Here is a 20272-nt window from a genome sequence, read left to right on the forward strand (position 1 = left end):
TTTGAATGGTTTTAATCTATAAATGAACTTTCGAAAGTTTAAGTAAATTATCATATTTTTATTAGGAGTAATATCATGGAAAAAAACAAAGTTTTATCGATGTATTCTAATATGTCAGATAAAGAACTCACAAATTTTGTTGGTGGAAAAAAGAAGAAAAGTGGTTGGGACAAATTTTGGGGTAGTGTAGGTACTAACCTAACTAATTTTGGTCATGCCACTGCTGATGCAATTAATAGTTTTGGCGATGGCCTTTTCGGTAATTAATTGTTATCTGGATTTTATTTAGGAGATAAAAATGAAAACTATTAATACAATAAGCAGTTATAATACTTTAGATTCAACTGATTTAGAAAATATACATGGTGGTCGTAACAAATTGGCATACAATATCGGTAAAGGTCTTAGACAAGCCTTGAATATATTTTCAGAAGCTGCTCCCATCATCATGCATTATGTGAAGTAATGGAAAAGCAAAATATAGTACATATCTAAAAGAAAATTTAAGTGATAAGAAATATTTTTTTCTTATCACTTTCTTTTTAAAATATAAGGGAAGATACATGATTAGAAATAAAATAATCAGAAAATGGCATTTAGTTCAAACTTTAATACAATTTATTTTGGCAATTTGTATAACTATACTAAACTCTCGCTATGCATCAAAAAACAATTTAAAAAGTTCACTTATTATATCTTTAGTTGTTCTCTTGTTAACTGGATTACAGTTTACTCTTCTAAAAACCACGGCTAAACATAAAAAATTAATGCAATTAAATTTCTACTTTGAGTGTTGTATTATTCCATTCACTTTACAAACAATCTTGTCTGGTATATTAATCTGTATAAAAAAATCGCATGTATTGAATTTAGACTTTTGTATAGTTATCGCCATGCTTTATTCCCTTATTATGTATCTTCCGATGACACAATTAGCTTTAGCTAGGATTAAAAACTTTTGGGGACGAATATTAATATCAATAATAATTTACTTTTTAGTTCTTTCTGCTCCCACAGTATTCAATAGTTCGACTTCTAACTGGCTTACCAAGATTAGCAATAGTGGCATACTCGGTACGATCAGCTTTGCTATCATAGCCTTATTTGCCATGAAGAGTTGGGGATATAAATTATCAATCTTCAAAGTAAATTCCAAAGTATCTCTTATTCCCATGATCTTGATTATTACATTTATAATTTACCATTGCTCATTTAATGGATTCAATGAATCAAGTTCTTGGAATAATTTTTTAACCAGTTGGTCTTTCAAAATCCCTTATTTAAAATGGAACTTTATCCTGGGAGGAATTCAAGCAGGAATAGGTGAAGAGTTTTTATTAAGATTTGTTATTTTAAATCTATCGCTCCAATTGTTTAAGACCAAAAAAAATCAAATTGTTATTGCATTATTTTTTAACGCTTTAACTTTTGGTTTGCTGCACCTAACAAATTTAAGTACTCAATCATTTAATGCAACTATTCAACAAGCTTTATCTGCTGCCACTTCCGGTATTGTATATGCTGCAATTTATTTATATACTGGTTCATTATTAATTAGTATTATCTATCATACTTTATTTGATATTTCTGGATTCACTACTGCTGGAACAATGATTATGACTGCCCCTGCAAATTATGATTGGCAACTAACTTTATTTTTTGCAATTATTTATTTTGCTTTAGCTTATTTCTTAATTAGTGGCAAACGTAAAAAAGTAGTAGAAGACAATTTAAGACAGCATGGTTTACTTGCTGTTTAACTATATTTTTATTTAAGGAGATAATTATGAAACAACAAAATTTTTCAGAACTAACAGAAACAGAAACCCAACAAATATATGGTGGTCAGAATGTAGTTGCTCCAGCCTATAATCCATTTAATCATAGGTTTAAAAAAAATAAGTTCAAATTGAGAATACCTATTATTGTCTACTAAAATCTAAAAAGTTGTAACGCTAAAGATTATAAGACTTTCATACAAAAAGCAAGCAGCTATTAATTATGGATTGCTGCACCTGTAAATTATACTTGGAAACTAACTTTTTAGCGTATTTCTTAATTAGTGGCAAGCGTAAAAAAATAGTAGCAGACAATTTAAGACAGCATGCTTTGCTTGCTGTCTAACTATATTTTTACTTAAGGAGATGATTTAGATGAAAAAATATAAGACTTTAAGTATTGCTAATTTATCAAGTATTCGGGGAGGCAGTAACTATATCATTGCTCCAAAAGATCTCTTTACTATGCATGGCCGACAGAAATTGAAGCACCTGCATATGATGGGAGTTTGTGAATAGATTAACTTATTATCAGCCAGCGTTTTGAAACGCTGGCTTTTTTCTTTCGTCAAAATAAAAACAACTCTCTATCTAAGAGAGTTGCACATATTTCTATTTCTTACCTAGCTTACGCTCAAATAATTTTACTATTTCAACAATAATAATCATGCTAACTCCCGCTGCTAAAACAATTCCCCATTGTAAACCGTTAAGTTCTGTAACCGCAAAAAACTTAGTCATAAATGGCAATTCAACTGCAGCCATGATGATAGCAGAAACTAAAATCGCCCAATTAAACCACTTATTAGCTAAAGTTCTTTTAGTAAAGATTGATTGGTGAACATACTTAGAATTGATCGCATGGAAAAGCTGGATCAAGCCTAAAGTTAAGAAGGCCATCGTCAAAGCATCACCATGTTGTAAGCTTGGATTACCCACATGAGGACCAAAGTTCAAGCCCAATTGGTAAGTAATTAAGACAATTACCCCTTCTAAGATTCCTTGATAAACAATTGAACTAGCAACTCCACCGCTAAAGAAGTTAGATTTCTTTCCTCTTGGTTGGCGCTCCATAATCCCTTTTTCTACCGGTTCAAGTCCTAATGCAATTGCCGGTAGTGTATCAGTAACCAGGTTAATCCATAATAGTTGCACTGGTGCCAAAATGTCCCAACCAAGCATGGTCATCATAAATACCGTCAGAACTTCTCCGACATTACAACTCATCAAATACAAAATGGCTTTTTGAATATTACTGAAGACTTTTCTACCTTGCTTAACTGCTTCAACAATCGTTGCGAAGTTGTCATCGGCTAGTACCATGTCACTAGCGCCCTTAGAAACTTCAGTCCCAGTAATTCCCATCCCAATTCCAATATCAGCTTGTTTCAAACTTGGCGCATCATTAACCCCATCACCAGTCATGGCTACGATCTTGCCGTTAGCTTGCCAAGCCTTAACAATGCGCACCTTATGTTCAGGTGAAACTCGAGCATAAACGCTGTAATCTTCAACATGCGCACTCAAATCGGCATCACTTAATTCGTCAAGTTGGGCTCCTGTAATTACTCGATCGTCTTCACCTGAATTTAAAATTCCTAACCGCTCAGCAATTGCTTGAGCAGTTACCTGGAAATCACCAGTAATCATCACCGTTTTAATTCCTGCTGCTTTAGCTTGAGCAATAGCAGTTTTGGCTTCAGGTCTTTCAGGATCAATCATCCCTACTAATCCTGCAAAAATCAAGTCTTGTTCAACATTATCAGTTTTTGGATCAGTATATGTCTGATCAACAACTTTATAAGCAAGTCCCAGCACCCGCAATGCTTTTTGGGCCATTTGTTCATTAACCGCTGCAATTTCAGCTTTTTGCTCATCAGTAATAGGTGTAATTTGACCAGATTGATCAATTTTAGTGACCCGTTTTAGTAATTGATCCGGTGCCCCTTTGACAGCTACAAAATACTTGTCATCTGCCTGATTAACCGTGCTCATTAGCTTACGTTCAGAATCAAAAGGCACTTCTTGTACACGCTGATAATCATGCAATAATTGCAATACATCAAGCTGCTGATCAAAAGCATATTGAATTAAGGCAGTTTCTGTTGGATCACCTAATAAGTTTTGGTCATCGCTAATTTTAGTATCATTTGCCAAAATCATTGCTAGTAATGCAGGCTCAGTATCTGATATTTTTTGCTGCGTAGAATGCGTCTGTCCATCATAAAAAAGTTGCTCTACGGTCATTTTATTTTGAGTCAATGTTCCAGTCTTATCAGAACAAATGACGTCTGTTGCACCGAGAGTTTCAACTGCAGGCAGTTTCCGGACAATTGAGTTGTGTTTGGCCATTACCTGAGTACCAAGTGCCAGAATAATTGTCACAATTGCAGGTAGACCTTCTGGGATAGCAGCAACAGCTAATGAAACTGCCACTAAGAACATTTCAATTGCCAATTTATCAGCTGGTTGACTACCTTGCTTAGTGAAGAAGCCAACTACAAAGACAACCGCACAGATAATCAAAATCATAATCGTCAAGGTCTTACCTAATTGATTCAGATTTTGCTTCAAAGGCGTATCAGTTTCATCGGTGTTATTAAGCATAGTTGCAATTTTACCGACTTCAGTTTTCATTCCAGTTTCAGTGACAATACCTTCGCCGCGACCGTAAGTGACATTGGTATTGGAAAAGGCCATATTAACTTGGTCAGCTAACGCAACTTTTTCATCTTGTAAAGTTGTACTACTTTTATCAACGGGTACTGACTCTCCTGTTAGCGCTGATTCTTCAATCTTTAGACTATTTGAGCTAATTAACCGCAAATCAGCCGGTACAACATCTCCAGCTTCAAGTAAAACAATATCCCCAGGTACCAATTCCGTACTAGGAATCTTGACGATCTGCGAATCGCGGCGAACATGAGCATTGGGTGTCGACATTTCTTTAAGTGCGTCGATGGCTTCTTCAGAACGAGTTTCTTGGAATACTCCCAAAATCGCATTTAACATTACCACTACCATGATAATAACCGCATCAGTCCACTCTTGAGCAACAAATCCGGATAATACGGCAGCAATAATTAACACAATGATCATAAAATCCTTGAATTGGGCCAAGAATCGTTGCCAAATACTCGTTTTCTGTTTACCTGCCAAACTATTGGGACCATATTTTTGCTGACGCTGCTTAACTTGGTCAGTGCTTAGTCCATTAGCAGTACTGGTTTCTAACTTGGCCTCAACCTGCTCAATTGGCTGATCATAAAAACTCTGTGGCATTTTTTCCTCCTATAATAAAAATGAGACTTACATGCATGACGCACACAAGTCTCACTAATTAAGATAAGTCCAGAAAGGTAATCTTTCGGCTGTTGGGCTTATCGCAAGTAATTGCTGTTACTCCCTTATGGTTAAGTTCATTATAAAGAAAATCACTAATTTACACAAGGGAAAATTAGTGATTCGTTATCATACCTACTTTAAGCCAGTCCATTGCCAGTTAGTAACTTCTGGCATATCTTCACCATGATCACGGATATATTGGTGATGCTTAGCAAGCAATGCATCCATCTTATTGATGAAACCGGCACTCTTATCCGCTAAGCGAGGGATACTTTCTACTGCATCCTTAGCTAGATGGAAGCGATCAAGCTCATTTACTACCCGCATATCAAATGGCGTAGTAATATCACCCTCTTCTTCATAACAGTGAATATGGACATTGTTCCGTTTACGGCCAAACCAAATTGACTGCATCATTGCCTTGAACCCATGCCAAGCAAAGATTACTGGCACATCACTTGGGAACAATTGCTCAAATTCTGCATCAGAAATAGCTGCAGGGTTATCTTCAGGATTCATTAACTTCATGACATCAATTACGTTGATATAGCGTATTTTTAAATCTGGAAATTCATGATGTAATAAATCAATTGCAGCCAAAGTTTCCATGGTTGGTTCAGTTTCAGTTGAAGCAAAGACAACATCAGGGTTGGCATTTTGATCAGTAGACGCCCAATCAATGTATGACAAACCATGTTCAGCTATCCGGGTTGCTTCATCAATTGAGAACCACTGCGGACGAGGTTGTTTCGAAGTTACCAATACATTAATACATTCCCGATCGCTAAAAGCTTTTTGCGAAATAGCCAGCAAGGAATTAGTATCAGCTGGTAAGTATTCATGAATTAAATCCGGACGATTCTTTTCATATAAATGCGTTAATACACCTGGATCTTGGTGAGTATAACCATTATGATCTTGCTGAAAAACAGTCGAAGTAGCCACAAAGTTAAGCGCTGGATAATCATTACGCCAATATTGGTCTTTAGCTTTCTTCAGCCACTTCATATGTTGAGTAAGCATTGAATCAACTACACGTCCAAATGACTCATAGGTCGCAAAGAAACCATGACGTCCAGTTAACACGTAACCCTCTAACCAGCCCTCATCTTGATGTTCAGACAATTGCGAATCAATTACTCGACCACTTGGAGCCAAGTCCTCATCATTTGGTGCATGAATATCAGCTTCCCATTGCCGCTTTTGTTCGTCTAATAGTTTAAATAAGCGGTTTGACTTAGTTTCATCTGGACCAAAACCACGAAATGTAGTTGGGTTCAATTCCGCAATTTCATTTAGATAATTAGCCCATTCACTCATATCCTGAGCCTCAACAGATCCTGGCTTATCAAAATCTAAGGCAAATTTACGATAGTCAGGTAGATTCAAACGTTTAGGACTCTTACCGCCGTTAGTAATTGGATTCATCGCCATTCTGCGATCGCCATGAACCAAATTTTGCTTAACAATCTCAGTTGGCGCACCATTTTCATCGAATAATTCCTCTGGGTGATAGCTTTCGAGCCAATCAATCAGCATTTGCTTGTGCTCCATGTCAGCCTGATCAACAGGAATTGGAATTTGGTGAGCCCTGAAAGAATTTTCAATTGGATTACCATCAAGATCGGTCTTAGGACCGGTCCAACCTTTAGGTACACGGAAGATGATCATTGGCCAGTGCGGCAAGGTATCATCATTATTTTGGCGCGCATTTGCTTGGATTGCCTTGATTTCTTCAATAACAGTATCCATGATATGTGCCATGTCTTCATGCACTTGCATGTGGTCCTTATAACCAGCAAACTCACCGCCATCGTATGCAGAAATAATATATGGTTTCCAGCCCATACCTTCAAAGTACTTGGTCAATTCTTCATCAGACATCCTTGACAGAATAGTCGGATTAGAAATCTTAAAACCATTAATTTGTAAAATTGGTAAAATCGCACCATCTTTAATAGGATTAATGAACTTATCACTAAACCAACTTGCTGCAAGCGGACCAGTTTCCGCCTCGCCATCACCAACCTCAACTGCAGCAATTACATCAGGATTATCTAAAATTGCACCTGTCGCATGAGAAATCGAATAACCAAGTTCACCACCCTCATGAATTGAACCTGGAGTTTCAGGAGCAGCGTGTGAAGCCGAACCACCTGGAAAACTAAACCGCTTGAATAATTTAGCCATACCCGTTTCATTTTGGGCAATTTCCGGATAACGCTCGGTATAAGAACCGTCTAAATAAGCATTAGAAACCATTACCTGGCCGCCGTGACCTGAACCTTCAATATAGAACATGTCTAAATCATATTTTTTAATTGCACGATTAAGATGGGCATAAATAAAGTTTTGTGGTGAAATCGTCCCCCAGTGACCGATTGGTTTGGGTTTAACATCACTGGCTGTTAGTTCACGCTTTAATAACGGATTGCTCATTAAGAAGAGTTGTCCAACTGATAAGTAATTAGCTGCACGCCATTGTGCATCTACACTTGCTAAGTATTTCTTTGAATCGTAGTCAAATGCCATTTAATTTCTCCTTTAGCAATTAATTGCTTAACTTCTTTTCAATACTTACAGTATAACAAATTTTATTTAAAATTCAACCATTTAGTAAATTGGTGCGTTCCAATTTTGCGAAGTGATAAAGTTAAAACATCCAGCAGATAAACTTAATGGTTACTATACGCAAATGCTGACAAGTACTTACAAAAATGCTAAGTTTACTTAGTAAACCATTAAATTCCACATCAAAAAATGCTAAATTACTTTGAGGGAGAAAATCAATGAAGCAAGAAGAACGATTACGAGCAATTAAGCAATTATTAACTAAAAAACATCAACTTGAAACTAAGGATCTTGCTAAATACTTCAATGTTTCCTTTGATACGGCCCGCCGAGACGTATTGCGACTGACTTCAACAGGTCAAGCAATTCGCGTACACGGTGGCTTACTTGAAATAAGCCACGATGACGTACCCAATTTTTTAACTAGAAACCAGATTGATTCGCCAGTCAAAACCCAAATGGCGCAAATGGCAAAGCACTTCGTTCATCCAAATCAATGTGACTTTATCGGTCCATCGACTACTCTTAAAAAATTATCACAATTGATTAATGGGATGGATTTACAAGTTGTCACTAATTCCATCGATAATTCATTGGAATTGATGCGTTCAAATCTGCCAAGTGTACGTTTATTAGGTGGTAAAATTGATAAGCAACACCGCTTCAGCTATTCTATCAGTGCCCTTGAAATTTTGAAAAGGATGAATTTCAATACTGCATTTATCGGTACCTCCAACGTTAAAAGCGATGGCTTATATTTAACCAAAATGAGTGATGCCGAATTAATCAGAATCGCTGCTCAACGAGCCAATCAAGTTGTAGTAATTGCCGAAGCGTACAAGTTTAACAACCAAAATACTTCTCCCTACCTGTCGATTCCCTTAGATAACATTGATGTGTTAATTACAGACACATCATTACCAACGGAAATCAGACAAAACTTTGCGACAAATACGCAAATTATTCCAGTACTCAAAAAAAGAGCTAACTAATATCCCCTCTTTTAATATAAATGTATCCAAATTTAAGAGTTACTGGAAACTCTATATAAAAAGCGTCAGGACAAAATCCTAACGCTTTTTTATTGATTCAAGTTAACAAAAGTATTAAATCGCATGTACTGATAGTGAATTCGCATTGTTGAAAATTCAAATGGTGTGCCGTCATCTAAAAAAAAGATTCCCGCCATTACACCAACTGGTTCTGTAGTCTGCAATTTAAGCAGCTTTTGATCTTCTATACTTGAAGGTTCAACTGTAATATTCAAAAAAGCTTTGGTAACTACTTTATTTTGAGTATCTTCTAAATAATTGAACAACGAACTTTTTAAGTGCTCTGCTTTTAACTCAGGTACAATCTTAATTGGTACATACCCAGTTTCCAGCAAAAATGGTTGCTGATCAATTAATCGTAACCGATGAAATTCATAAACAAACTCATTTTTATTTAAAAACAGGTCTTGAGCAATTTCAGCTGTCGCCTCAACTACATGAAAATCGAGCAATTTAATCCCCAATTTCTTACCCGGAACCTTCAAACTATCGGTTAGTCCCAGATTAGATCCTTCATAACGAAACAACGATTGATTTTTTAAATATAATGGATTAATGAAAGTGCCACTTCCCCGCTTTTTGAAAACTATTCCCTGCTGTGACAATAATTCCATCGCCCGCTTCATTGACGAACGACTAACATGATAGTATTCTGCCAAACTTCGTTCATCTGGCAAACGCATTCCTTCATATTTGTTATCCAAAATATTTTGTTTAATATCGTGCATTACCGTACGATAAACAAAGTCTGCCATTTGTTCCCTCGCTAATTCGCTCTACTGATCGCTTTAACAAACCAATCCGTAAACACGGCTTGATCAACCTTGACTCCAACTAATACATTATTAGGCTTACCAAAGAAGCTATCAAAATCAATGATTGATGCACCATAGGCCTTAGAGTTCCCCGTATCAACTTCAAGAAACGCTGGCTTAAATTCATACATTGCTGGATTAAGCAGCATTCCAGCCGCTAAAGCGTCATAAATTTCGCGGCCATCACTATCAGTTTCATCATGCAAGTTAGTCAAGATATGGTAAAGCATTTGCCCAGTCTTACCAAACTTGGCGATTTTTTGGAGTGTAGCTTGCGTGATAAACGCTTGATGTCCTAATTCAAGTGGTGCCAGTAAAATCTTGATACCACTACTAAAAACTATCTGGGCAGCTTCGGGATCACCAGCAACATTATATTCACTGTATGGCCCCCAGTTGCCACGACCAATTGCACCGCCCATGATTACTAATTGCTCAATCTTAGCTAAATCACCAGGATATTGTTTAAAATACAGCGCAAAATCAGTTGCTGGACCAATTTGCATTAAAGTTACTTTTTCTGAGCTACTTGCTACGACTTCATGAATTGCGTTAGCGGCAATTCCAGATTTTAACAAAGTCTGATCAGGATCTGGAAAATCAAAACCTGCCATTCCCGACTCACCATGAACACTTGAAGCATCAATTTGCTGTCTTAATAAGGGACTTTGCGCTCCAGCAACAACTGGTACCTTAGTCTGCAAAAAAGTTTCTAATTTTAATGTATTCGCCAAAGTTTTATCTAAGCCTACATTGCCCCAGGTCGCAGCAAGCAATTTAACATCCAATTGTGCTGAAAATAAGGCAATCGTGATTGCAACTGCGTCGTCAATTCCCGGATCGGTACTAATGATCAATGGTTTTTTCGTCATGTATTTTCCTCTTTTAATTATTTGCTAAGACCATCATACCAAATCTTAACAGTTGTTGCTTGTTAATAATTATAAATTAAGACCTGAAATTGCTATATACTCTGGTAAATTTTATGCTTTTTGGCGTTGCACAATCGAGCCATCTGCTTTAGCAATAACTACTTCATCACACATATTCAAGAAAAGTCCATGCTCAACTACTCCAACAGTATGATCTAAGTAATCAGCTAATCCGTAGGGAACCGGAATCGGATCAACATTTAAATCAATAATATAATTGCCATAATGCGTTACAACGCGTTCGCCGTTTGCCATGCGCCATTGTGGGTTTAATCCCTGCTTAGCAAAACGTTGAAAGTTCTGCTCACACGAAACAGGCAAAACTTCCACTGGTAAAGCGAAGCCACTTAGCTTCTGAACTAGCTTGGATTCATCAACAATCCAAACTACTTTTTTGGCATTTACAGCAACATTTTTTTCAAGAGTGAGAGCGCCGCCGCCGCCTTTGATGCCGTTAAAATTATCGTCAACACGATCAGCACCATCGATAATTAAATCAAGCTCATCAACTGCGGCAAGCTGGTCAACTTCAAAGCCCCAGCTCTCCAACTGCTTCTGACTTCTAGTAGAAGTAGTGACCACAGCCGATAAATTCAAATTACCTTGTTGCTTTCGTTTCCCAAGTTCATCAATCAAAAATGCTACTGTCGAACCAGTACCAATGCCTAGCTTCATTTTTGATCTCACGAGATCTGCTGCTTTAACTGCGGCTTTTTGTTTGAGTTTATCTTGTTCTTGCTTGTCCATTTTTCTGCTTTCTAAATAATTAATAAATTAGTTCTATTATAGCAAATCTAACCTACGGCTAGACATAAAAAAATCAGCTAATTAAAGCTGACCTTTTTATTATTTTTATTTTACTTATCAATATTAGGGGCTTGATTAATTTCAGCCGACATCATCCAAATTCGTTTTTCAACTTCAGTGTGACAAGTCGTGAACATGTCATTAGTTGAGTAGTCGCCTTCCTCATCGCTAACTTCCAAGCCCTCTTGGTAATCTTGCTCTAATTGACGATAACCAGCAATTATCTTAGCATAGCGTTCATCAATCGTTTCGTTCCAATTAGGCTCTTCATCCTTGATCTTCGTCTTTTTAGCAATATCACTTAAAGTTGAAACTGGATCACCATCAAGAGTGATCAATCGTTCAGCTACCAAATCTTGTTGATTGGCTAGTTCATCCATTACCTTATCAAGATATGGATGCAATTTCAAAAAGCGTTCACCACGCATATACCAATGATGTTGGTGAACCACCATATGCATTTGGGTTAAGTCAGCAACCAATTGATTTAAAACTTCTTTTGTCTTAGGATACTTCATTGAAAATTCCTCCTATTCCAACAGTTCTGTTTACATTTTTATACTAACAGAATGAGACAGATTTTTCTAAGAAGTTGTTTATGAAAAAGTAAAAAACTCTATCACGCATTATTATTTCCAGCTAAAAAATTATAAGCCGCACCATATAAATTTGCTGCATTGTGTTGTTGACAATTCTTAATCGCTGGCATAATTTCATTTAGTTGAAACCTGCTTAGTCTTGCTTTAACCCGCTTGCTAACTTCAATAGCAAGATCAGCTCTAGCAGAAACACCGCCACCTAAGATAAAAGCATCAAAATCAAATGCAACCTGCAAATTAGTAATTGCCTCAGCTAAAACATCATAAACATGATTAATCAACTTTTGCGCAGTTTTATCACCCTGATTAGCTAATGAAAAAAGCATTTTACCATCAATTTGTTTACCGGTTTCTGCTTGGTAAGACTTAGTCGCATTAACTACGGTGCCATCTTGAGCAAATAGTTTCCCAGAAGCCGTGGTCATAAACCCAAATTCGCCACCAGTCAAATGCTTACCGCGATATAATTTACCATCAAAAAAGACAGCACCACCAATTCCTGTGCCAATCACAATAAAGGCCACATTTTTAAATGCCTTGCCACTGCCAACTTTCATTTCACCAATTCCAGCACAATTAGCATCATTTTCAATAGCTACTGGTAAGCCAAACTCAGCTTTTATTTCGGCAAAAATTGGCCGCTTATGCAAATATGGTACGGCACTGAAGCCTTTAATTTCTCCTTTCTCGCGATCGACATCCCCGGGTGCACTAAGAGCTATTCCTTGAATATCATTGCCATCGATAAAACGATGCATTTGCTCAAATAAATCACCAAGTGTTTTCGGCGTCTGGAAACTACTTAGATTAGTTAACTTACCATCGACAAACGTCCCAGTTTTTACTGTAGTACCACCGATATCAAAAACTGCTAATTTCAACTTTATCCCCTACAATCATAATATAAATTAATTTACTTAGTATAACAAAAATAAGACCCGATTTTTAGTAGCAAATCAGGTCTTACTCAAGAATAATTATTTTTCTAGCTTCAGCTTATCTCGATCAATGCTCTTGAAGAAACCAAAGTAAATTAAAGTATCCATTATCAAGCTGAATAACTGCATTAACCCACCCGAAAGGTGACCAGTAGCTAGTATCCCAGACAAGATCGGTGGTGTAGTCCAAGGTGGATAAATTCCAATTGTTTTAGCTACTAAACCAGTCTTCATTGCAAAATAAGTCACAATAATATTAGCCATTGGAGCAAAAATAAAAGGTAAAATGATTTTATAATTTAACACGATTGGCAAACCAAAAACTACTGGCTCGTTAATATTGAAAATCGAAGGTCCAATTGCCAGCTTTCCTAAAGCTTTCAGTTCCTTACTCTTAGCAAAAAATGCCATCAAAATCACCAAGCCTAAGGTAGCACCACATCCACCAATTCTAACAAATTCATCAAAGAAAGTTTTAGTTACAATGTTAGGAATTGGCTTACCGGCTTTCAATGCAGTCGCATTTGAGGCTAGTGCAGCATACAAAACCGGATCGATAATTCCCGAAATTGCATTGGCACCATGAATCCCAAAAATCCATAAAATACAGATAACTAGTTCAATTACAATTGCTCCACCTAAAGTATTGCCAACTTTACTCATTGGCTCCTGTAAAAAGAAAGTAACCACATTGGGAATACTCTTCATTGGTGTTGCTTCAACGCCAATCCGAATTAACCAAACCACAAATAACGAGATACCACCTGGAAATAGTGCTGCAAAAGAATTACTTACAGCTGGTGGAACACTATCTGGCATTTTAAAAATTAAATTTTTATGTACTAACCAAACATATAAATCCGTTACAAATAGTCCCACTAGCAAAGCTACAAACAAACCAGATGAATCAAAGTCTTTCAACGGAATCAGCAAACTACCATCTTTGGCTGTTTGCATCGGGATTGTTAAGATAAATGCTGCAATTGCGACAATCATCGCAGAAAAGGCATCAACTTTATAACTCTTAGCCAAGCTATATGATATACCTGCTACTGCCACTAACCCCATAATATGAAAAGATGCATTTGTGACATACTGGACTACATTTGCCCAATTAGGTCCAAAGATATTGGCCATAAACTTAAGATATCCTGGCCAAGGAAACTGACCAATAATCATAAAGACTGACCCAATAATGATCATTGGAACAGCAGCTGTCATCCCATCACGCAAAGCCACCATGTGTCGTGCACCTGATATTTTGGCAAAAAAGGGAATTAACTTTTGATTTAAAAAGTCAGATTTTTTATTACTAACCATTCTGGTATCCTTCTATAATCCTAAAATATTTTTCAATATATTGTTAATAATTAATTTTTAGGTGCAACAGTAGCTTCCTTTTCTTCCTTTAGTAACTTATTATCATAATGCTTAATAAATGGATACCAAACCAAAAATGCTACCAAAGCTGATACTATTGCAAGAACTGCACCTTTCCAACTAACTGTTGCAAGGTATCCACCTAGTCCAACTGGTGTTGGCCATGGTTGTTGAACTCTGATTTTAGGGACTAAACCCGTTGCAAAGCCTGCATAAGTTACTATTCCTGAGGCTAGTGGCGCACAAATGAATGGAATCATTAATTGAATATTATAAACAATTGGCAATCCAAATAAGATTGGTTCATTAATATTAAAGATTGCCGGAACAATTTCAACTTTTCCCATTTCCTTTAGTTGTGACGATTTGGCTCGTGATACTAGCCAAATCGCCAACCCCAGTGTGGCACCAGAACCTCCAAGAGTAATAAAACCATTTAAAAATTCTCCTGCAAAAACATGTGAACTGCCTTGAACATTCGCAGCCATATTGGCTAACGCAATTGGTGTGTAAAAAGAGCTAATAATTGTCGCACCATGAATCCCAAACCACCATAAAAAGTGAATTAAAAAGATAATTATTAAGAAACCCCACCAAGTATCCGCAATCTTACTAATGAATGAAAATGGTACAAATAACACTTTAAATAAATCGGTACCTAGCAAAACCAATGCTAAGTTTATCACTGTAATTAATGCTGCGATACAGAATGCTGGTATTATTGCACTAAACGAATTGGCCACTCCTGTAGGGACTGCTGCTGGCATTTTAATTTGCCAATTATGCTTTACCGTATAGCGATATACCTGCACTGTCAGCCAAGCGATGACCAATCCAATAAAAATTCCAACGGCCCCAATTCGATAAATACCTCCAGTTGAAGCTTCATATCCGCCCGCAACCATCTTAGTTTTGGTAACCAGTTGTACAAATTGAATTGAACCATTTTTCCAAACTAATTCAGGTACTGTAATAAAAAATCCCATCAAGAACATCATTAATCCATTCATTGGAACTAAGTTAATATGTTCTTCATCGCGATAAATTTTAGTATATGAATAAGCAAATGTTCCAGAAAATACTAATGCCAAAATTCCCATTGTTGCGTTATAAACTGCTTGAAAGATATTGGAAAAACGTCCTATCGTGCTAGCATACAGTTCAGCAAAACCCGGAACTGGAAAAGCCTGAGGAAGTACTGTCAAAATCAAGAAGATTGCACCAACAATTGAAAACGAGATAACACTATACCCTGCATCCATAATTGCTCTAACAAAGCGTGATCCGGCAAACTTTCCAATTACAGCAGCCATTTTATCCTTAAATGACTGATTTGTAGTATTTGTCATGATAAACCTCTCCTAAAATAAATTAATGATTTTTCTTAAACGTCTCAATAACGCTAGCATAGCGATCTTGATTTTTTCTAATTTTGGCAATTCGCCATTCACAAATTAGGCACAAAATTATTCCGGCTATTAAAATCAACGAAATGAATTGGGTAACTATTTTTTTAGATGAAAAAGGAAAAAATACTCGCCCAAACGGGAATAAATTTAGTACTAATAAAATTAAATTTACACCCAATTGTAGCCAAAAATACTTCCTAGTCAGGGGAACATCTAGTTCTTGGTTATGCATTTTAGTTAATTGCTCAATAGCTGCAACTGCTGAACAAAGAGTCATACACAATGCTGCAGCAATACCTAGCCAGTGTTTATATGGCAATGAAAAAGTCAGCCAAAAAATATTTACAAATAAAAAGATAGTTACGATATATCGTGTCATTAAATAACGACTGAAATATAAATATTTTAAATTATCTTTTCGCTTGTTTTTTTGTTGAATATCATACGCTTTATCTTTGGCCATTTATACAAAATCTTTCCTTAGATGTGTTTAACCATACTGAAAAATGTTTAACCGTTAATCAAATCTTCTGCTTGCTTTAAAACTTTTTCGCCATTCATCATTCCATAGGCTTGCATATCAATTACTCCTAGTGGTACATCTTTACCATCTCTGCCAGCCCCTTTAACCTTATCCTTAAAATCGGCTTCCATATATCTAACTTGTGGTCCAAGAAGTAAACAATCGATCGGCTCTTGCTCAAGATGCTGAGTAGCCTCTGAAGCGGGACAAGCAAAGATCTTTACATCAAGCCCTTGATTCTTAGCTGCTTCTTGCATTTTTGTTACTAATAAAGAAGTACTCATTCCTGCTGCACAATTCAACATTATTGTTTGTTCTGCCATAATTCAAAATCTCCTATACATTTTTAAAATTTCTATAGTTACTATTATAAGCGCTTACAGAAAAATCGCAAACTTTTTTTATTTTATATTTAACTTGCTGGATGATATTAATGTATTGTAAAATTACATTATGGAAACGTTAACAGATTATTTAGAGAGGTAATGTGTATGTATTCAGCTAAAATGCCAAAAAATTTCTTGTGGGGTGGTGCCGTTGCTGCCCACCAGCTAGAAGGTGCATGGAATGAAGACGGTAAAGGTCCCTCTGTTGCCGATGTAATGACTGTTGGATCAGCAACCAAGCATCGAGAGATTACTAACGAGGTTCTTGAAGGCAAAAACTATCCTAATCATAGTGCGATTGATTTTTATCATCACTACAAAGAAGATATTAAGTTAATGGCTGAAATGGGCTTTAAAGCTTTCAGAACTTCAATTGCTTGGACCAGAATTTTTCCACAAGGTGATGAAGCAGAGCCAAATGAAGCAGGTTTGAAATTTTATGACGATTTATTTGACACTTGTCATCATTATGGAATTGAACCCGTTGTTACTCTATCCCATTTTGAAATTCCTTTGCATTTAGTGCATAAATATGGTGGTTTTACCAATCGTAAATTAATTGACTTTTTTATCCGCTTCGCTACCGTTTGCTTTAAACGGTATAAGGACACAGTTAAATACTGGATGACTTTTAATGAAATTGATAACCAATCTTCATATAACGATGACTTCTTAATGGCTACCAACTCTGGTATTTTTTTCAAGGATGACATGACTGATAAAGAAAAAGAAGCAGCAATGTACCAAGCAGCTCACTACGAATTGGTCGCATCAGCATTAGCTGTAAAAGTTGGTCACAAAATAAATCCTGATTTCCAAATTGGCTGCATGATTAATTATTCACCAGTTCGCTCATTGACACCTTCTTCTGAAGATGTCTTGTTAGCTGATAAATTTGAGCAACGCCGTGATTGGTTCTCAGATGTCCATGTCTTTGGTGAATATCCTAAAGAAGTTGAGTCTTACATTAACCGAAATGGTTATCGCCCTGACATTACCGATGAAGATAGGATAGTACTCAAGGAAGGAACAGTTGATTATGTTGGCTTTAGCTATTATCAAACTACCACCGTTTCTGCCAAAAACGTCAAACCAGATGCCCTAAACGACCTAACCAATTCGATAGCGCAAAATCCTACTTTAGAACGAAGTGATTGGGGTTGGGAAATTGATCCAGCAGGTTTGCGAATTGCATTAAATCAACTGACTGATCGATACCATTTACCATTATTCATCGTTGAGAATGGTCTGGGAGCTTATGACAAGGTCGAAGCGGATGGTGCTATTCACGATGATTATCGTGTTGACTACTTAAGAAAACATATCTCAGAGATGGAAAAAGCCGTTGCAATTGATGGGGTAAATTTAATGGGATATCTTCCATGGGGACCAATTGATCTCGTTTCGGCTGGTACGGGGCAAATGGATAAAAGATATGGTTTTATCTATGTTGACAAGAATGATGCTGGAAAAGGTACCTTAGAGCGTTCTCGTAAAGATTCATTTTATTGGTACCAAAAGGTAATTAAGACAAATGGTCAAGATCTAGCATAAAAATAAGGTTTCCAATTAATGGAAACCTTATTTTTTTAGTTTAATATTTTTACAAATTAGAATTATCATCTTTTAAAGCACGCGATTTATATAATTTTTCATATAAATCAACCATTTCACCAGCCAAATCTCTAAAAGTGATCGCATTCATCAAATGATCTTGTGAATGAACCACTAACAGCGTAACATCCATATGATCACCTTGCGCCTCTTTAGTTAGCATATCAGTTTGAGAATTATGAGCATCTAGCAATGAAGCATCAGACTCCTTAAGCTTTGCTCTTGCTGCTTCTATATTACCCTTTTTTGCTTCCCTAATTGCCTCAAAGGCCAAGCTTTTGGCATTGCCACCATTAGCTATTAATCCCATAGCGGCCATTAAGGTTGCCTGTTCTTTATCTTCTGATTTAGATACCTTATTTTCCTTTTCTTCAGTCATATTTATTTCCTTTAGTCATTACTACTACAATTATATTTTATATGATTTCTCCGTAATTATATTATAAAGCGCTTTTTAAAGATAGCAAATGCTTTCAAATTAAGATATTCATGCAGACAACAGTTAGTTTACAGTGTTGGCTTTTAGTTAAAATTAAATACTTGCCATCTTCTACCTGAATTTTATAAAAATACAAGAAATTGCTTAAATTAATAATTACGAAATATCTTCAGGTTTAATCCTATTAGCAGCTTTAACAAATGGAACGTAAATTAAAAAGCCAACAAACATATTAAACAATTGCAACACAACTGAACGCCAATCCATTGTTGCAACAATGGCATTAAGAATTGGTGGCATAGACCAAACTATATTGTTTCTTACTGGCGCCACAAGTCCCATAGTTACTGCCCCATAGGCAATAGAAACCATAACCAAAGGTGCTAACACAAAAGGAATAAAATAAATTGGATCTAAAACAACTGGCAAACCAAACATCGTTGGTTCATTAATGTTAAAAAAGCCAGGAACAATTGATAATTTGGCAACTGCTTTTTGATCTTCACGTTTAGAGAAAATCAGAATTGCAATTAACAATAAAAGAGTTGAACCTGCTCCACCTATCCAAGCATACAGATCAAAGTCACTACTGGTCCAAGTATAAGGCAAAGTTTGACCTTTTTGAGCAGCATTAATATTAGCTACTTGTGCAGTCAACCAAACCCCATTCATTACCGGAGCTAAGACATTGGTTCCATGTATACCAAAGAACCAAAATACTTGCACAAGTAATACCATTAAAACGACTGAACCATATCCTTGACTCATCTTAAGCAATGGATCTTGAATTGTTTTAGAAATAAAGTCAATCACTGTCGTATTGTTAAGACTAAAAAGATAATTAATTATTCCAACTGTATATAAACCTGCTGCAGCTGGAATAATTCCTGTAAAGGCATTTGCAACTGCAGGAGGAACACTATCAGGCATCTTAATTGTAATATGTTTTTTCATTAACCAAATATAAATGGTAACAGCAACTGCTCCCATAATCATGACAGTAAAGAAACCAGCAGAACCAAAGTACTTACCAAAATTAAAGTAACCCCAACTATTGATACTCTTTCCATCAGAAGCTGCTCCTGATGCAACAATATCCTTGATAGTGTTCTTTGACAAAGTATGCTTTAAAGTCAAAGTAAAGTTTTGAGGTAAACACATAATGAAGGTTCCTAAGGTAACTATTCCACCAGTTACTGGTTCAACTTTGTATTGAATACACAAATGATAGCCAAAAGTATAGGAAAACAATAACCCTAAAATTGCTAACGATCCTGTCCAAACCATCGAATTAATCCCGATAAGCCATTGCATTGAGTTTACAAAACCAGTCCAGCCAAAAGAAGTTGGAATATCTCTTACAAGCGAATTAAGAACCGAAGCAACTGAGCCAGCCATCATTGCTGGCATAATAGCAATAAAGGCATCACGCAAAGCAACCAGCCATCTTATCGACCCAATCTTAGCTGCAACCGGCACTACATATTTATTTAGCCATTTAATTAAAGCATTCATTTAAATTCCTTCCTAAACTAACTACAAAATACTCTAGTAAGCAAAATATACTTATACTAATTATAAATAATCATACCACTTTTAATCTTAAATTAGAAAGCGTTTTTTCAGCTAACTAGTTACCCATTTATTTTAGGTATACAAAAAGTGCTTCTAATTGTTAGTCATT

Annotated in this window: 20 protein-coding genes; 7 read left to right on the forward strand and 13 right to left on the reverse strand. The window is 36.3% G+C overall.

Going from position 1 to position 20272, the window contains the following annotated elements:
* The first annotated feature begins 75 nt into the window (after positions 1-75).
* The 5 genes from OZX56_RS06735 (at position 76) to OZX56_RS06755 (ending at position 2297) form a co-directional block, all read left to right on the forward strand.
* Positions 76-267: a hypothetical protein gene (locus tag OZX56_RS06735; protein ID WP_277139366.1), complete on the forward strand. Its 192-nt coding sequence runs from the start codon at positions 76-78 to the stop codon at positions 265-267.
* A 31-nt stretch (positions 268-298) separates the two neighbouring features.
* Positions 299-466 carry a ComC/BlpC family leader-containing pheromone/bacteriocin gene (locus OZX56_RS06740; RefSeq protein WP_277139367.1) on the forward strand — a complete coding sequence of 56 codons (168 nt, stop codon included), beginning with the start codon at positions 299-301 and terminating at the stop codon, positions 464-466.
* A gap of 97 nt (positions 467-563) precedes the next feature.
* Positions 564-1760 (forward strand): CPBP family intramembrane glutamic endopeptidase, encoded by a 1197-nt coding sequence (locus OZX56_RS06745; RefSeq protein WP_277139368.1) that lies wholly within the window; start codon positions 564-566, stop codon positions 1758-1760.
* 26 nt (positions 1761-1786) lie between these two features.
* Positions 1787-1936, forward strand: a complete 150-nt coding sequence (locus OZX56_RS06750) for a bacteriocin (protein ID WP_277139369.1) — start codon at positions 1787-1789, stop codon at positions 1934-1936.
* A gap of 217 nt (positions 1937-2153) precedes the next feature.
* On the forward strand, positions 2154-2297 hold the full coding sequence (locus OZX56_RS06755; protein WP_277139370.1) for a hypothetical protein: 144 nt from the start codon (positions 2154-2156) through the stop codon (positions 2295-2297).
* Positions 2298-2390: 93 nt separating this feature from the next.
* Here the strand turns inward: OZX56_RS06755 and OZX56_RS06760 are convergent, their stop codons facing one another.
* A complete protein-coding gene (locus OZX56_RS06760) occupies positions 2391-5060 on the reverse strand; it encodes a calcium-translocating P-type ATPase, PMCA-type (RefSeq protein ID WP_277139371.1) in 2670 nt (889 codons plus the stop codon).
* A gap of 195 nt (positions 5061-5255) precedes the next feature.
* Positions 5256-7655, reverse strand: coding sequence for a phosphoketolase family protein (locus OZX56_RS06765; protein ID WP_277139372.1), 2400 nt, complete (start codon positions 7653-7655; stop codon positions 5256-5258).
* 257 nt (positions 7656-7912) lie between these two features.
* On the opposite strand from OZX56_RS06765, the gene OZX56_RS06770 reads away from it, so the two are divergent.
* On the forward strand, positions 7913-8686 hold the full coding sequence (locus tag OZX56_RS06770; protein ID WP_277139373.1) for a DeoR/GlpR family DNA-binding transcription regulator: 774 nt from the start codon (positions 7913-7915) through the stop codon (positions 8684-8686).
* An 89-nt stretch (positions 8687-8775) separates the two neighbouring features.
* Here OZX56_RS06770 and OZX56_RS06775 read toward each other — a convergent pair whose 3' ends face one another.
* The 9 genes from OZX56_RS06775 to OZX56_RS06815 all read right to left on the reverse strand — a co-directional run bounded on the left by OZX56_RS06775 (position 8776) and on the right by OZX56_RS06815 (position 16472).
* Positions 8776-9501 carry a GntR family transcriptional regulator gene (locus OZX56_RS06775; protein WP_277139374.1) on the reverse strand — a complete coding sequence of 242 codons (726 nt, stop codon included), beginning with the start codon at positions 9499-9501 and terminating at the stop codon, positions 8776-8778.
* 11 nt (positions 9502-9512) lie between these two features.
* Positions 9513-10433, reverse strand: coding sequence for a nucleoside hydrolase (locus OZX56_RS06780; RefSeq protein ID WP_277139375.1), 921 nt, complete (start codon positions 10431-10433; stop codon positions 9513-9515).
* A gap of 111 nt (positions 10434-10544) precedes the next feature.
* The gene (gene rpiA / locus OZX56_RS06785; RefSeq protein ID WP_277139376.1) at positions 10545-11240 is read right to left on the reverse strand and encodes a ribose-5-phosphate isomerase RpiA; all 696 of its coding nucleotides are present in this window, start codon (positions 11238-11240) and stop codon (positions 10545-10547) included.
* A gap of 110 nt (positions 11241-11350) precedes the next feature.
* Complete coding sequence (locus OZX56_RS06790; protein ID WP_277125966.1) at positions 11351-11818, reverse strand: DNA starvation/stationary phase protection protein; 468 nt, start codon at positions 11816-11818, stop codon at positions 11351-11353.
* Positions 11819-11919: 101 nt separating this feature from the next.
* Positions 11920-12780, reverse strand: coding sequence for an ROK family protein (locus OZX56_RS06795; protein WP_277139377.1), 861 nt, complete (start codon positions 12778-12780; stop codon positions 11920-11922).
* Positions 12781-12876: 96 nt separating this feature from the next.
* Positions 12877-14157 carry a PTS cellobiose transporter subunit IIC gene (gene celB, locus OZX56_RS06800; protein WP_277125964.1) on the reverse strand — a complete coding sequence of 427 codons (1281 nt, stop codon included), beginning with the start codon at positions 14155-14157 and terminating at the stop codon, positions 12877-12879.
* 50 nt (positions 14158-14207) lie between these two features.
* Positions 14208-15566 carry a PTS cellobiose transporter subunit IIC gene (gene celB, locus OZX56_RS06805; RefSeq protein WP_277139378.1) on the reverse strand — a complete coding sequence of 453 codons (1359 nt, stop codon included), beginning with the start codon at positions 15564-15566 and terminating at the stop codon, positions 14208-14210.
* 22 nt (positions 15567-15588) lie between these two features.
* On the reverse strand, positions 15589-16089 hold the full coding sequence (locus OZX56_RS06810) for a PTS cellobiose transporter subunit IIA (RefSeq protein ID WP_277125962.1): 501 nt from the start codon (positions 16087-16089) through the stop codon (positions 15589-15591).
* Between the two features lie 47 nt (positions 16090-16136).
* Positions 16137-16472 (reverse strand): PTS sugar transporter subunit IIB, encoded by a 336-nt coding sequence (locus tag OZX56_RS06815; RefSeq protein ID WP_277125961.1) that lies wholly within the window; start codon positions 16470-16472, stop codon positions 16137-16139.
* Between the two features lie 168 nt (positions 16473-16640).
* On the opposite strand from OZX56_RS06815, the gene OZX56_RS06820 reads away from it, so the two are divergent.
* A complete protein-coding gene (locus OZX56_RS06820) occupies positions 16641-18089 on the forward strand; it encodes a 6-phospho-beta-glucosidase (protein WP_277139379.1) in 1449 nt (482 codons plus the stop codon).
* Between the two features lie 49 nt (positions 18090-18138).
* Here OZX56_RS06820 and OZX56_RS06825 read toward each other — a convergent pair whose 3' ends face one another.
* Both OZX56_RS06825 and OZX56_RS06830 read right to left on the reverse strand, forming a co-directional pair.
* Positions 18139-18528 (reverse strand): PTS lactose/cellobiose transporter subunit IIA, encoded by a 390-nt coding sequence (locus OZX56_RS06825; protein WP_277125957.1) that lies wholly within the window; start codon positions 18526-18528, stop codon positions 18139-18141.
* Between the two features lie 216 nt (positions 18529-18744).
* Positions 18745-20103, reverse strand: coding sequence for a PTS sugar transporter subunit IIC (locus tag OZX56_RS06830; protein ID WP_277125955.1), 1359 nt, complete (start codon positions 20101-20103; stop codon positions 18745-18747).
* Positions 20104-20272: the final 169 nt, after the last annotated feature.

The sequence above is a fragment of the Lactobacillus sp. ESL0684 genome (assembly GCF_029392675.1).
Taxonomy (GTDB): Bacteria; Bacillota; Bacilli; order Lactobacillales; family Lactobacillaceae; genus Lactobacillus.